This window comes from Levilactobacillus zymae DSM 19395 (genome assembly GCF_001434115.1).
Classification (GTDB): domain Bacteria; phylum Bacillota; class Bacilli; order Lactobacillales; family Lactobacillaceae; genus Levilactobacillus; species Levilactobacillus zymae.
The window spans coordinates 126,140-139,698 of sequence record NZ_AZDW01000034.1 but is presented as its reverse complement, the minus strand read 5'-3'; the positions used below and the strand labels follow the sequence as shown (position 1 = coordinate 139,698).

General features: G+C 53.9%; 13 protein-coding genes. 6 read left to right on the top strand and 7 right to left on the bottom strand.

Translation table 11 applies throughout. The annotated features are described in order from the left end of the window. Positions 1 to 9: 9 nt before the first annotated feature. The 6 genes from FD38_RS08590 to ezrA form a co-directional block, all read right to left on the bottom strand. Entirely contained in the window at positions 10 to 519 is a 510-nt protein-coding gene (locus FD38_RS08590) for a thiol peroxidase (protein ID WP_057733258.1), read from the bottom strand. Positions 520 to 646: 127 nt separating this feature from the next. After that, on the bottom strand, positions 647 to 1,771 hold the full coding sequence (locus FD38_RS08585) for an amidohydrolase (protein WP_057733256.1): 1,125 nt from the start codon (positions 1,769 to 1,771) through the stop codon (positions 647 to 649). A gap of 11 nt (positions 1,772 to 1,782) precedes the next feature. Then, on the bottom strand, positions 1,783 to 3,423 hold the full coding sequence (locus FD38_RS08580; protein ID WP_057733254.1) for a peptide ABC transporter substrate-binding protein: 1,641 nt from the start codon (positions 3,421 to 3,423) through the stop codon (positions 1,783 to 1,785). Positions 3,424 to 4,050: 627 nt separating this feature from the next. Next, the gene (gene thiI / locus FD38_RS08575) at positions 4,051 to 5,268 is read right to left on the bottom strand and encodes a tRNA uracil 4-sulfurtransferase ThiI (protein WP_057733252.1); all 1,218 of its coding nucleotides are present in this window, start codon (positions 5,266 to 5,268) and stop codon (positions 4,051 to 4,053) included. A 20-nt stretch (positions 5,269 to 5,288) separates the two neighbouring features. After that, positions 5,289 to 6,434 carry a cysteine desulfurase family protein gene (locus FD38_RS08570; RefSeq protein WP_057733250.1) on the bottom strand — a complete coding sequence of 382 codons (1,146 nt, stop codon included), beginning with the start codon at positions 6,432 to 6,434 and terminating at the stop codon, positions 5,289 to 5,291. 158 nt (positions 6,435 to 6,592) lie between these two features. Further along, the gene (gene ezrA / locus FD38_RS08565; protein WP_057733248.1) at positions 6,593 to 8,326 is read right to left on the bottom strand and encodes a septation ring formation regulator EzrA; all 1,734 of its coding nucleotides are present in this window, start codon (positions 8,324 to 8,326) and stop codon (positions 6,593 to 6,595) included. Positions 8,327 to 8,509: 183 nt separating this feature from the next. Here ezrA and FD38_RS08560 point away from each other — a divergent pair, with 183 nt between their 5' ends. Further along, positions 8,510 to 8,980, top strand: coding sequence for a GAF domain-containing protein (locus tag FD38_RS08560; RefSeq protein ID WP_057733246.1), 471 nt, complete (start codon positions 8,510 to 8,512; stop codon positions 8,978 to 8,980). Between the two features lie 191 nt (positions 8,981 to 9,171). After that, positions 9,172 to 9,777 carry a 30S ribosomal protein S4 gene (gene rpsD / locus FD38_RS08555; RefSeq protein ID WP_057733244.1) on the top strand — a complete coding sequence of 202 codons (606 nt, stop codon included), beginning with the start codon at positions 9,172 to 9,174 and terminating at the stop codon, positions 9,775 to 9,777. 65 nt (positions 9,778 to 9,842) lie between these two features. On the opposite strand, the gene FD38_RS08550 is transcribed toward rpsD, so the two are convergent. Next, positions 9,843 to 10,442, bottom strand: a complete 600-nt coding sequence (locus tag FD38_RS08550) for a DUF1054 family protein (protein ID WP_057733242.1) — start codon at positions 10,440 to 10,442, stop codon at positions 9,843 to 9,845. An 83-nt stretch (positions 10,443 to 10,525) separates the two neighbouring features. On the opposite strand from FD38_RS08550, the gene FD38_RS08545 reads away from it, so the two are divergent. The 4 genes from FD38_RS08545 (at position 10,526) to FD38_RS08530 (ending at position 13,506) form a co-directional block, all read left to right on the top strand. Next, positions 10,526 to 10,981 (top strand): YueI family protein, encoded by a 456-nt coding sequence (locus FD38_RS08545; RefSeq protein ID WP_057733240.1) that lies wholly within the window; start codon positions 10,526 to 10,528, stop codon positions 10,979 to 10,981. 24 nt (positions 10,982 to 11,005) lie between these two features. Beyond that, entirely contained in the window at positions 11,006 to 12,289 is a 1,284-nt protein-coding gene (locus FD38_RS08540) for a replication-associated recombination protein A (protein WP_057733238.1), read from the top strand. Between the two features lie 353 nt (positions 12,290 to 12,642). Beyond that, positions 12,643 to 12,933 carry a hypothetical protein gene (locus FD38_RS08535; protein ID WP_057733236.1) on the top strand — a complete coding sequence of 97 codons (291 nt, stop codon included), beginning with the start codon at positions 12,643 to 12,645 and terminating at the stop codon, positions 12,931 to 12,933. Between the two features lie 96 nt (positions 12,934 to 13,029). Beyond that, complete coding sequence (locus FD38_RS08530; protein WP_057733234.1) at positions 13,030 to 13,506, top strand: universal stress protein; 477 nt, start codon at positions 13,030 to 13,032, stop codon at positions 13,504 to 13,506. Positions 13,507 to 13,559: the final 53 nt, after the last annotated feature.

Genomic DNA, 13,559 nt, shown 5'->3' with positions numbered 1-13,559 from the left:
AATTTTGGGCTAAGCGTCAACTCGCGGCACCAACTTTTCGAGGGCCGTCAACGCGGCTAAGTAGTCGGGTTCTTCGGACTGTTCAATCACGACCTGCCGGTAAACGATCTTACCGGTCTCGTCAATGATCCAGATGGACCGCGCCAGATTCCCGGCATTGGGCACGTATAACCCGGTTTCATACCCGAAAGATAATTCTTCGTCGGATAACAGGTCCACGTTTTGCACCCCTTCGGCCGCACACCATCCGGTCTGTTCCGCCACGGAATTATTCGACACCGTGTAGAACTTGGCCGCCGGATAGTGGTCCGCCTGTTGCACAAACTTACGCGTTTGCAGCGTGCATACCGGGGTATCCAAATCGGGAACGACACTAATCAGGCTCACCTGACCAATCAGATTGGCCGTTTTCACCTTGTTATTCTGTTGATCAAACAGCTTAAACTTAGGTAACTGATCCCCTACTTCAGGGAGATCGCCCGCTAAGGCCATCTTCTTACCGAGTCTCGTGACATCCACACAGATCACTCCTTAATGTTTAACCGGTCGTGACCGGCTATTAGGTTAATTATGACGCAGAGGACGCCTAAAAAACAAGTAATTTGAAGGATAAATTCACGTTAATTGCCGGATTTTGACCCCAGGCTTAAGCCAGTGTGGTCGGGGTCAACCGCACGGCGTTGATCAGGATTTTCGCCCCGCTCAGCATGGCGGTGTGGTCAAACGTCATTCCCGGGACGTGTAAGCCCGGCGTTAAGCCGCAACCCAGGCCCAGCATGGTGCTGCGCTTGGCCAGTCCGTCGTAGGCGTAAAAGTGAAAGTCGTCGCCCCCCTGCGTGGGTACCGGCGCGACCAACCCGTCGGTCCCCAAGACCGCCGTGATGGCCTGACCCATGGTCGCGATGGCTTGGTCGTCGGGAATCGCGGCCGGCGATAGGTCATTACCGTCGAGGGTCACCTGAATGTCGCCGGTCGAGACCGCGCGCATCGCTTGAAAGGCCTGGTCTTGCAGTTGGTCCATCAGGTCATTGGTTCGAGCTCGCAAATCCACGGCAAAGGTCCCTTTGTCCGGCACGATGTTGGAGGACTCACCGGCCTGAAACATGGTGGTGGTCACCGAATACGGCGAATCGGTCGCTAGTTTGATTTGTTTGAACCGTTCGTTAAGGGTGCTAAACGCGTCGATCACGTTGGCCCCCAACCAGGGCCGCCCGGCGTGGGCCGTCTTACCGGTGATGGTCACCCAGTAGGTCCGCGTGGCGATGTCGGGTAAGATGGCCTCGGCCTGGTGGTCGCCCACCTCACTGTCTGGGCACACGTGCAGCCCGTATAAAACGTCAAGCGGACCGAGTAACCCGCTTTGAATCACCTTTTCCGCTCCGGTCACGGTCTCCTCGGCGGGTTGGAAGATCACCTTTAACGTCCCCGGCAGGTCGTCCGGGTGGGCCGCAAAGTAGGTTACGACCGCCAGCACGATGGCCATGTGGGCGTTGTGCCCACAGGAGTGGAGGACTTGGGTCTTGCCCTGATAGACCTGCTTGAGGGCGTCGATATCCGTCCGTAACCCGATGGTCACCGGTTGGCCCGGATTCAAGGTCGCAATCAACCCCGTCATCTGGGGAAAGCGTTGATAGGAGACGCCTAGCTCGTCTAAGCGTTGGGCCAGGTAGGCCGTGGTGCGCACCTCCTGAAAGGCCACCTCCGCGCGGGCCCCTAATTGGTCAAAGTCAGTATAAATTTGTTGGTCGTTCACTGTAATTGGCTGAATCATCTAAATCCCTCCTATTTCTGACTGGTCTTGTAAGCCGTCTTTAACGAGATGCCCTGGGCCGCCGCGTAGGCCACCCCCTTGAGTTGTGGATTGTTGAGCCGCGCGATTTGGCCCTGATTCAGAACCGCCACGGCTTGATCGGTCATGGCAATCTGGTTGGCTTGTTTAAAGTCGGCATAGCGTTGCGTCGCGTTGCCGGCGTCCGTTCCGTTGGCGCGGGTGTAAACCCGGTCGAAGGCGGCGTTGGAATAGCTGCCGGCGTTGTTGTAATTTCCGGTATTCAGCAACTGGAAGAATTCGTTGAGTTCCGGATAAGACGAGATCCAGTTGGAAAAGCCAATGTCGTAGCCCTGCTTCTTCTGCATGGTGGTGATGGCTTGGACCTTGGGCTGAACGTTGACCTTTAAGCTGAGGCCCTTCAGATACTTCTCCGTGTTGGCCTGCACGTATTCGGCGGCGTTCTTAAAGGTGTCCACGTCGTAACAGACTAAGTTTAGCGTCAGGCGTTTTACCCCTAGCTGCCGTAAGCCCTTGGCCCAATAACGCTTAGCTAACTTGGGATTGTACGCCACGGCACTGGCCACCTTAGCGTCCTGCGTAAAGTCGCGGCCGGTCTTGGGGTTCTTGGCGATATCGGCCGGGGCCATGCCCGTGGGGACCTTGGCGCCGTTCTTCAACACGTCGTCCACCAGGCTTTGCCGGTCGATGGCCAACGAAATGGCGCGGCGAATGTTCCGGTTGCGCATGGCCTTGTGATTAAAGTTGTAGGCCAGATAGTCGGTCTCCCCACTGGGATAGGTCAAATAACCGGGGTTGGTCTTTTCCTGGGCGGCCTGTTGACCGGATAAAACGATGTTGTCGAGTTTCTTAGATTGGTATAACGACAGGGCCGTCTGTGGCGACTTGGCCACCTGAAATTTGACGGTGGCTAACTTCACGTGCCGCTGGTCCCAATAGTTCGGGTTCTTCTTCAACGTCCAACTCGTCGACGAGGCCGTCCAATTCTGAACGGTAAACGGCCCGTCATAGACCGTTTTCTGCGCTGAGGTCCCGTAGCCCTGGCCGTATTTAGCCACGGCTTTGGGATTCAACGGGAGAAACGGCGCGGAGGCGACCAGGTACTTGAAGTACGGGGTCGGCGCCGTGAGGGTCACCTTTAACGTCGTCGCGTTAACGGCTTGGACCCCTAATTTCTTAGCGGATAGCTTTCCGTTTTCAATGGCCTTGGCATTCTTAATCGGTAAGAACTGGTAGGCGTGGGCCGCCTTGGTGCTCGGCGTGACCGCCCGGCGCCAGGTATAGACGAAGTCGTTGGCCGTTAACGCGTCCCCGTTGCTCCATTTCAGGCCCTTGCGCAGGTGGAAGGTGTAGACGGTCTGGTTCGCCGTGGGGGTCACGATGGCCGTGGCCAATCCCGGTTCGACCGTGGTGCTGTTTTTCATCCGGTACAGGCCCTCTTCGGCGTTGTTAATGGTTTCTAAGGCCCCCACATCCGTGATCATGGTCGAGTCTAACGATGAGATATCGGCCTGTTCCATGATGGTGGCACTCTGTTTCGGGCTGGCATCCGCCGTTCGCCCACAGCCCGCTAACGCGAGACCACTGACGAAGACGACACTGATTCCGACAAAACGTTTCAATTGATTTGGCATAGGTTTTTCCTCCTTGATGACCGACGATCTTCTGACCGTCACTCCTGTCTTGACAACGATTACCGGTGCAGACTATGGACCGTATGCCGATGATGTCGCTTTTGCTCAGCAAGGGTCGCGATTAAATTAAACATCATCAATTGAAACATCTAGTCATCATCCTTTCTTTCATAAAAAAAGTCCCCGCAAAGACGTTAATCTTTGCGAGGACGACTCAATAGCGTGGTTCCACCTCTAACTTCGTAATGGCCTCACAGCCATTACCTCAGTGAGTTTTCAAAAAAACTCCCCCCGGTTAACGGCGAGGTCCGTTCAATCCTACTAAGCGTGACCCGTTCAGACTGACTGCTGGTAGCTGTGTTTCAATTCTGGTTTCACCCTTTCAGCCGTGCGGGTGATCTCTTAAGGTTAGAATTTACTTTGACTACTCGTTGCATTTCTAATTTAAAATTCATTTTAGGAGTTTTTAACGAATTGTCAAGCTGATTTTAGGTGGTTTTGACCGCAAAAACTGCTCGATCTCCCACATATCAACCATCACAAAGTATGAGAAAATTCTAATCTTGCAAAAAAGGAACCCGGCAAAAAACGCCCAGGCTCCCGTATTAGCTTAGTTAATGCCCCGATTTACAGTAATTCCGCAAAAACGTCTTCGTTTTGGTTCAAGAAGTTGTCGCCCGGTCGGATTTCGGTGATCGTAATTCCGTCCAAAGCTTCCTTCATCAGGCCTTCCACGTCGATGTTCTTTTCGAATTTCCGCGACTTTTTCAGGTCCGGCCGCGTCTTAGGTGCGGGCGGTGTGAAAATCGTGCAGCAGTCTTCGTAAGGTAAGATCGACAGATCATAGGTGTCGATGTCCTCGGCCACCTTGATGATTTCCGTCTTATCCATGGACAGTAACGGCCGCAGGATAGGCATCGAGGTCACATCGTTGATGGCCGCCATACTTTCCAACGTCTGCGAGGCCACTTGGCCCAACGATTCACCGTTGAAAATCCCCTTGGCGTGGCGCATTTCGGCCACGGCCACGGCTAAGCGCAGCATCATCCGCCGCTGGATGGTCATCAAATACCCCTCCGGCACGGCTTCCTTAATGGTCTCTTGAATCTTGGTGAACGGCACCTGAATGAATTGGATGCCCCCGGAATATTTCGCCAACTTAGCGGTCAATTCCTTGGCCTTGGCTAAGGCCTGTTCGGAGGTGTACGGCGGACTGAAGAAGTGGACCATGTCCAGTTTCACGCCCCGGCGCATCCCGTAGTACGAAGCCACCGGTGAATCGATCCCCCCGGACAGCATCATCACGGCCTTGCCCCCAGTGCCGACGGGTAAGCCCCCGGCTCCCTGGATGGTTTGACCCGAGATAAAGGCCCCGTTCATCCGGATTTCGACTCGCAGTTCCAGGTCCGGGTGCTTCATCTGGACCTGAATCCCCGGCACGTTATCCAATACCGCGCCCCCCAACAGGTCGTTGAGTTGGTAGGTGTCGTAGGCAAATTCCTTGTCCTGCCGCCGGGTGTTGATCTTAAAGGTCATCCCCGGCTGAAAGTCTTCCTTGGCCATGGCGACCACGGCAGCCTTGATGGTGTCGAGGTCCTTGTCAACCTTGACGGCCGGCGAAAAGTTTTCGATGCCGAACACGCCCTTTAATCGATCCATGACGGCGGCCGAATCGGCGCCGTTCAAGGTCACGTGTAACCGGTCGTGTTGGGCCCGGACTTCGAGGCTTTCAAAACTGCTGAGCGCCTTGCGGACGTTGTGTCCCAGTTGCTTGATAAAGTCCTTTTTGTTCTTGCCCTTCGTCGACAATTCACCGTAGCGGACCATAATTTCGCTATATTCCATTGCGCGACCCCTTTCGTGATTTAGCGTAATTTCGCAAATTGTTGATAGAGTTGGTCAAAGACCCGGTTGAATTCCTCAGCTTCCGCCATGGTGTTATGTTCGTCTAACGAGATACGCACCGCACTGGTGGCAATCCCCTCGTCGATCGACATGGCTTGTAGCGTGCTGGATTCAACGTGCTTTTTCGACGAGCAGGCACTGGTCGTCGAAATGTAGATATTGTGTTCCTCAAACGCGTGGACGATGGTTTCTCCCCGGACGCCCTCGATGGCAAAGCACAAGATGTGCGGAGCGAAAACGGGCAGGTCCTTGGAGAAAATCGTGACGTGCGCAAAGGTCTCGATGTGGTGCAGGATGGCCAACCGAATCTCGCGTTGCCGTTGGACCTTGGCCGCTTCGTCGGTCAGCAACATCCGTAAGGCCTTCGCCATCGCGGCAATTGCGGGCAGGTTTTCGGTCCCGGAACGCAGGTTGCGTTCCTGACCCCCACCGGCCATCAACGGGGCAATCTTCCGGCCCTGGCGCTTGTACATGAAGCCGATGCCCCGGGGTGCGTGGAACTTGTGGCCCGAGAAGGTCACAAAGTCGACCCGATCGTTAAAAATCAGGTCGGCTAAGCCCTTCCCGATTCCCTGCACGGCATCGATGTGCCAATGAATCTTGGGAAAGTCGCGCATCACGTCGGCAATCTCGGCCAGTGGTTGAACGGCACCGATTTCGTTGTTCACCGCCATGGTGGACACCAAAATCGTGGTCGGCCGAATGGCGGCCCGTAAGTCGTCCGCGGAGACCCGCCCGTTAGCGTCGACCGGTAAATAGGTCACTTCAAAGCCCAGTTGTTTCAACTGTTCCATGGAGTTGTGCACGGCGGGATGTTCGACCGCCGTGGTGATCAGGTGGTTCCCGAATTCGCGTTTGGCCATCGCGGTACCCTTGATGGCCCAATTATCGCCCTCGGTCCCCCCGCTGGTGAATAGAATCTCACTGAGCTTGGCCCCGATGAGATCGGCAATCTGTTGGCGCGACTGTTCGAGGAGGTTGAAGGCCTGTTCCCCAAAGTTGTGCAAACTAGACGGGTTCCCCCAGTAGTTGGCACTGACCTTGGCGTAGGTATCGACAACTTCCGGTGCGGCTTTGGTGGTCGCACTGTTATCAAAATAAATCATGCTGAACCCTCTTATCTTTTTCTATTGGTTCGACTCCGATAGAAATTCTCACTTATTATAAACACATTCCGAAAATCCCACAAGCCTTGCGGCGCGACTCCCACTAAAAAAACGCTAATTTTTCGTAAGTTAACTCGCGGAAAATTAGCGTGATGAAGTTATTTCGATTGGTCGTCCGCTCGGGGCTTAGTTTTCCCCTTACGTTGGTAATACGCGTCTTCTAATCGTTTGTACGAGCCCGGTTCGACCTGGTCTAAGACCGTGGCGATGGTTTCTAGGGCCTTAGCGTATTGGTGATCCTGTTCAAACAGTTGTTTGGCCTGCTGACTGGCCTGGGCCACGTCGGTGTGACTGGCCTGGTAGCGGTTGGCGTACTGCAAGAGTTGTTCCGCCAACTCGGCACTATCTAACAAATCGTCGGTCTTTTCGCCCAACGTATCCAGGTCCGTCTGGATGATCAATAACTGCTTGGTGATCTTTTCCATGTCGATCTGCGGTTGGTCCATGTCCGTGGCCAGTTGTTCGACCTCGTCACGCACCACGAAGAAGTAGTCCAGGTACTCCTGGGGAACTCCCGGTAAATTTAAGTTTTCGACCTGCCGCCGTAAACTATGTAATTTAAAATCGAACTGCCGCAACGTCTCGCGGGCCTGCCGTTCTTCGTCGGCTAACCCCGCCACGCTCTTTAAAATCTGCGCCTGTTGTTCTTCGATTTGTTTTAAATCCTTTTCCTGTTGTTGCTGGTGGGCCAGCACTTCCGAGAAGGTCGCCGACTTGCCCGTGAGGTCCTGGACGTCCCGTTGGTAGATGCCATCGATGGCGCGCAACTGTTCGTTGAGTTCGCGGGTCGTCTCTAACTCCTGATGATCCAACGTGTAGTTCTGACTCAGCCGGTCCAGCTCGGTCAACAGGCTTTGATTTTGATTCTGGGCGTGGGCGATAAAGCGGGCCACGTTGTCCAAGTTCTTTTCGACCGGCTCCTTGGCGTCGATTTCGGTCTGCATCCGCGCGTACAGGCGGTCGATCTGATCGGCGATGCGTTCGTTGATAACCTTAGCGTCGGCGGGCCGTAAATCAGCCAGAGTGGCTAAGTTGCCGCTAACTTGGTCGGCCACCTTTTGGATCAGGCCCGGAATATCCGTGTCCCCGAAACGGTAGTGTTGCGCCGTTAATTGCTCGTAGCCGCTCTTCAACTCGCTGATTTGGTCGGGATAGATCGCCGTTAGATCCTTATACAGCGGTGGGATGGCCTTGATCAGGTCTTCCAGCGAGGCCGTATCTTCCTGCAATTGGGTCAAGACGTCGGTGGCTCGCTCGTGGTCGCCCGTCTGGGTCAACTTGGTAAAGGTGTCGAAGTTGTCTTCTAATTCACTGAGGCGTTCCTCCAGCCCATCGATGCTGGGGCCAAAGGCAAAGTTCTTCGCCAATAACGTTTTGCGGAGATCTTGGTATTTTTGTTCCAGGTCGTGAACGGCCTGCCGGTGCTGCTTATCGATCTCCTGTAACTCCGCTAATTTAGCCTGAACGGTCTGCACGAGTTCGTCGGTCTGGTTCACCAGGATGGTGGCCTTCGCTAGGTCTTGGCGCAGTTGCATCAGGTTCATCCCCCGCGAGGCATCCTTGATGGCTTTTAACTGGGTATCGATGCGCGGGAACCGTTCCTTAGTGATGTCGGCGTAGTCGTTTTGTAACGTTTCGAACCGTTCGAGAGATTGACCGGTCAGACTCAACTGACTGACCAACTTCACTTCGTCCGCTAAGGGAATGGCGACTAACGACGCCTTCTTATCCGCCAAGGCTGCGACTTGTTGGCGAATCCGTTGTTGATACGCGAGAATGCCCACATAGACGATAATCGCAAGTATGACGATTCCAATTAGCACCACTACCATGATTGACCCCATCCTTCATCCACAATTAACTAGTTTAACGAGTTGCAAAACCACTCGGTTCATTTTACAATTTAATCTAATTTCGATTATAGCATAAGTCCCGCGTGGGCTTCACTAGGTTTTGCGATTCTGTAAGCATTTTCTACCTATGTAATTGCTGAATTGACCATTGGAGGTTTTTATATGGCACAACCAATCAACCCTTTAATCACTGAACAATTAGACGCTTTGCTACACGGCGAAACCAATCTGACGGCCAACCTGGCTAACGCCTCGGCACTGCTGATGCAGACCATTCCCGCCATCAACTGGGCCGGTTTCTACCAGTACCAGCCCGCTACCGACGACCTGATCTTAGGCCCCTTTCAGGGTAACGTCGCCTGCGTGCACATCGAAAATCACCACGGGGTGTGTGGCACGGCCTTAGCCACCCAAGCCACGCAACGAATCGCCGACGTTCACGAATTTGCCGGCCACATTGCCTGTGATTCGGCCAGTAATGCTGAAATCGTGGTGCCGTTGACCTTAGCCGACGGGACGAAGCTGGGGGTCATGGACATCGATTCCCCGGAAAAGGACCGCTTTTCGGCCGCCGACCAGGCCGTCCTGGAGGAATTTGCCCGGGTTTTGCTCGCGCATGTTGACAAGGCCTAGGGTTTCCGGTTATACTGGTCGTCGTGTAAAATAATGCAGCAATGGGTGGTAAGCTCGTCAACAGGTCGTTGCGTTAAGCTCAAGAAGTAACCTGCGGCTGCAAGGGTGAAACTTGCAAAACGATCTGCACGAATACTAAACCCATAAATCGTTATTTTACTCCAAATAATATTTATTGGAGGATTCAATTTATGTCACGTTATACTGGCCCAAGTTGGCGGATTTCACGTCGTTTAGGGGTTTCCCTTTCCGGCACTGGTAAAGAATTAGCACGGCGTCCTTACGCCCCTGGTGACCACGGTCAAGGCCGTCGTCAAAAGCTTTCCGAATACGGAACGCAATTACGCGAAAAGCAAAAGCTGCGGTTCACCTACGGCTTAACTGAACGTCAATTCTACAACTTGTTCAAGCGCGCTGGTAAGATCAAGGAAGGTACCCACGGGACCAACTTCATGATCTTGCTCGAACGTCGTTTAGACAACGTGGTTTACCGTTTAGGTTTGGCAACGACTCGTCGTCAAGCTCGTCAATTGGTTAACCATGGTCACATCACCGTTGATGGCAAGCGTGTGGACATTCCTTCATACGAAGTCAAGGTTGGCCAAGTGGTCAGCGTTCGCGAAAAGTCCAAGGACTTAGCCGTGATCAAGGGTGCCGTTGAAGCCGTTGTGGGTCGTCCACAATACGTTGACTTCGACGCTGACAAGTTGGAAGGTTCATTGACTCGTCTTCCTCAACGTGAAGAACTCGATGCTGAACTTGACGACTCCTTAATCGTTGAATACTACAACCGTTAAGATTGCAATCTTCGGTTATCAAAAAAGCTTCTGCCAATTGGCGGAAGCTTTTTTTGCGTTAGGCGTTAAACACCAATCAGTTCCCGGTAGACCGGGACTAACGCCGCAATCGTGGCCTGAATGGTGGTTAATTGCGTGGCCACGTCGCCGGTAAAGAAGGCACTCCCCTGGGCAAACGTCCGGCCAATCAACCACTCGGCGTGCTTGGCCGTTTGCGCCGTTTTGAGTTGTTGCCACCCGGCCGCGGTCAACGGGTGATGGTTTGTCTTATCGGTGTGGTCGTTGCCCCACTCGAAAGTCGCGGGTAACGTGGCCACCGTTTGTGGGTCGACCCGGTCGATCACGGTTTGCCGGTCCTTGGCTTCTTGTAAGACCACCAGCCAGATATAGAGCTGATCGTCCCACAAGCCAATTTCAAAGTGCGGCAACATCTTATAGCCGCGCTTGGACGTACTCAAGGCCACCCAGGTATCCGGCGGCGGATTCTTCGTGCGCCGTCTATGTAACGCCAGATGCGGATAAACCGGCACCCCCACTTCCGCCAATTGCGGTTGTAAGGCGGCCACGGTCGCCGTGAATTTGGGGTCGATGATGGCGCGAATCTTCGTCAACCGGCCCGGCAGCGTCACGTCGTCGAACACCGCAAAATCACTATCTTGATACATGCGAACACCCCCTAGGTCTTTGCTCACGGTTCGTTTCCATTCCATGTTATACTAATGCCACTACGTTGAAAAGAGGGATTTACATGACGGAAAAAAGTTCGATGGAACAGCATCTCGATGCCGCAATGTACGGGACACCGAAGATCAAGCCCGACGAACAGCGACACTACCTGGGGACCTTCCGGGAGCGCGTTTCGCTCGCCATGACCATCGCCGAAGTCGTTGATCATCAGAACTTAGCGGCCTTCATCACCGAGATTACCGACCACCCCGACTACCAAGTCATCTTAAACGGTCACATCGCCCAAAGCGACCTGGGACCGTACCTCAAGGTGGCCAGTCAACACAACGTTAAGTTCACGATTCGGCAGGATACCATCTACGGGTTGGCCGACAGCGATTTAGGGTTAGTGGTCGCCGCCGAAACGGCAATCAACCAGTCCCCCATCGCGCTAGCCAAGAAATACCCGGACGAAGCCGCACCGACCGCCCAACCGACCAAGAAACCGGGTTGGCTGGGTCACCTCTTGAACCACTAAGCTTTTGAAAAAGGAGTTTTTATTTTGGCACAACCTTTAGCCTACCGCATGCGACCCCAACGCCTAGAAGACGTGGTCGGACAGCAGGACTTGGTGGGCCCCGGGAAGATCATCGCCCGGATGGTCGCCGCTAAGCTCCTGTCATCCATGATTCTCTACGGACCACCCGGCACCGGTAAAACCAGTATCGCCAGCGCCATTGCCGGGTCGACCAAGTACGCTTTTCGCAAGCTCAACGCCGCGACCGATTCCAAAAAGGATCTGCAGGTCGTGGCCGAAGAGGCTAAGATGAGTGGGACCGTGATTTTGTTACTCGACGAAATTCACCGGTTGGACAAGACCAAGCAGGACTTCTTACTGCCCCACCTGGAAAGCGGCCGCATCATTTTGATTGGCGCCACCACCGAAAATCCATATCTCAACATTAATCCGGCCATCCGGAGCCGCACACAGATCTTCGAGGTCCATCCCCTGACCCACGACGACATCGTCACCGCCCTAAAACGGGCCCTGACCGACGCCGACCGGGGATTGGGGCAACTCCCCCTGACCGTCGACGAAGCGGCCTTAGACTTCATGGCCGACGCCACCAACGGCGATCTGCGGAGCGCCCTTAACGGGTTAGAGCTGGCCGCCCAGTCGACACCGCCCGCCGAGACGGACCAGCAGATCCACGTGACGTTACCCGTGGCCGAGGAATGCTTCCAGCGTAAGGCCTTGATGGGCGATAAGAACGGTGACGCGCACTACGACGTAATCTCGGCCTTTCAAAAGTCGATTCGGGGAAGCGACACCGACGCCGCGCTGCACTACCTGGCCCAGCTGGTTGCGGCCGGCGACCTACCGTCGATCTGTCGGCGGCTAATGGTCATCGCCTACGAAGACGTGGGCCTGGCCAACCTCCCCGCCGCGGCCCGGACCGTACAAGCGGTGCAAGCCGCCCAACAATTGGGGCTTCCCGAGGGGCGCATCCCGCTGGCCGACGCCGTGATTGAGCTGTGCCTGTCACCGAAATCTAATTCCGGGATCAGTGCCATCGACGCCGCATTAGCCGACGTGCAAAACGGCCACAGTGGCATCGTCCCCGACCACCTCAAGGACGCCCACTACGCGGGAGCCAAAAAATTAGGTCACGGGACGGACTATAAGTTCCCCCACGACTTTCCCAACGACTGGGTCCAGCAACAGTATTTACCCGATACCCTGCGGCACGCCCAATACTACGAGCCCAAAGCTAACGGGAAATTTGAGCAGCAACTCGGTGCCCAGTATCAACGACTGCGGCGGGCCAACTATCACGATAATTGATATTTAAAAATTTATATGCTAAGATACAAGTGACTCTAAGGTGTACGCGTTGTCTTACTACAAGTTGCCGAACAAGTAATTCTTAAACGGGATCGCCATATGATAGCGTCAATGACAAGCCTTTTCACTTGGTAGTCAGCAACGTTATTTCGCTTTCCCCCCTGCATTGTCATCGCGGGTCAACATGACTGGACAATTAACGGCACCACTTAGATCACTAAAGCCTCGTGCTTTGAGGACCATTCCTTTGAATGGCCCTTTTCTTTTTGCCCGCCCGGCGGCTTGCGCAAACCCGGCCGGACTAGTAAACTAGTTTTCAGCTTAACGTGTCTACTCAAGGAGGAAACGTTCCCGTGGCAATTACGATATTAATGATCTGTTACACCCTACTGTCCTTTGGTCTGGGCTGGTACTTCTTCAGTCACCGCCAAAAATCCTTTTTAGTCTTCCATCCCGAAAATACGCCGGCGCTCAGTCACGTCCTGACGGGGGGCGGCATCGTGCTTATGGTGATTGGTCTCGTTTCGGCCATCGCCACGATCATGAATAACTTTATTTTCATTTCCATGATCCTCTTGGTCGGGGTCATCGCCATCATCAGCTTACAGTTGATTCTGGTCCACTGGTTCCCCAAGGGCGAGTAACCGGTTACAAATTTTCCCTCTTTTTTGCCATTTTACTTTTTATTTCAGGTCAAATAACGTATCATGAAAGTATCAAGTAATGAGAGGTGAATATATATGTTACAACAATACAAGCACATTTTAGTCCCCGTTGATGGTTCTTACGAAGCCGAATTAGCCTTCAAGAAAGCCGTTGCCGTGGCTAAGCGTAACGATGCTGATTTACATCTCGTTCACGTTGTCGATACCCGCGCTTTTCAAAACATCTCGAGCTTCGATACCAGTATGGTGGAACAAGTGACCGAGACGGCGAAAAAGACGTTAGACAAGTACGTTGCGGATGCCAAAGCCGATGGTCTGGAAAAGATTGACTACGCCATCGAATACGGGGCACCCAAGACGATCATTGCCCGTGACGTTCCCCGGGATAACGATACTGACCTCATCATGATTGGGGCGACCGGACTTAACGCGGTCGAACGACTCTTAATCGGGTCCGTCACAGAATACGTGACACGGACCGCCATCTGTGACGTGATTGTGGTTCGGACGGATCTCAACAACAAGCCCGCCAAGGCCACGACACAAAACTAACCAGCCATTATTCAACCGGTCGAGGGGTCGTCCCTCAACCGGTTTTTTTGTTG

What these genes read in the sequence shown, in the direction of transcription:
- FD38_RS08585 (WP_057733256.1), bottom strand. Translation starts at nt 1,771, where the DNA reads ATGATTCAGCCAATTACAGTGAACGACCAACAAATTTATACTGACTTT.
- FD38_RS08580 (WP_057733254.1), bottom strand. Translation starts at nt 3,423, where the DNA reads ATGCCAAATCAATTGAAACGTTTTGTCGGAATCAGTGTCGTCTTCGTC.
- thiI (WP_057733252.1), bottom strand. Translation starts at nt 5,268, where the DNA reads ATGGAATATAGCGAAATTATGGTCCGCTACGGTGAATTGTCGACGAAG.
- FD38_RS08570 (WP_057733250.1), bottom strand. Translation starts at nt 6,434, where the DNA reads ATGATTTATTTTGATAACAGTGCGACCACCAAAGCCGCACCGGAAGTT.
- ezrA (WP_057733248.1), bottom strand. Translation starts at nt 8,326, where the DNA reads ATGGTAGTGGTGCTAATTGGAATCGTCATACTTGCGATTATCGTCTAT.
- FD38_RS08560 (WP_057733246.1), top strand. Translation starts at nt 8,510, where the DNA reads ATGGCACAACCAATCAACCCTTTAATCACTGAACAATTAGACGCTTTG.
- rpsD (WP_057733244.1), top strand. Translation starts at nt 9,172, where the DNA reads ATGTCACGTTATACTGGCCCAAGTTGGCGGATTTCACGTCGTTTAGGG.
- FD38_RS08550 (WP_057733242.1), bottom strand. Translation starts at nt 10,442, where the DNA reads ATGTATCAAGATAGTGATTTTGCGGTGTTCGACGACGTGACGCTGCCG.
- FD38_RS08545 (WP_057733240.1), top strand. Translation starts at nt 10,526, where the DNA reads ATGACGGAAAAAAGTTCGATGGAACAGCATCTCGATGCCGCAATGTAC.
- FD38_RS08530 (WP_057733234.1), top strand. Translation starts at nt 13,030, where the DNA reads ATGTTACAACAATACAAGCACATTTTAGTCCCCGTTGATGGTTCTTAC.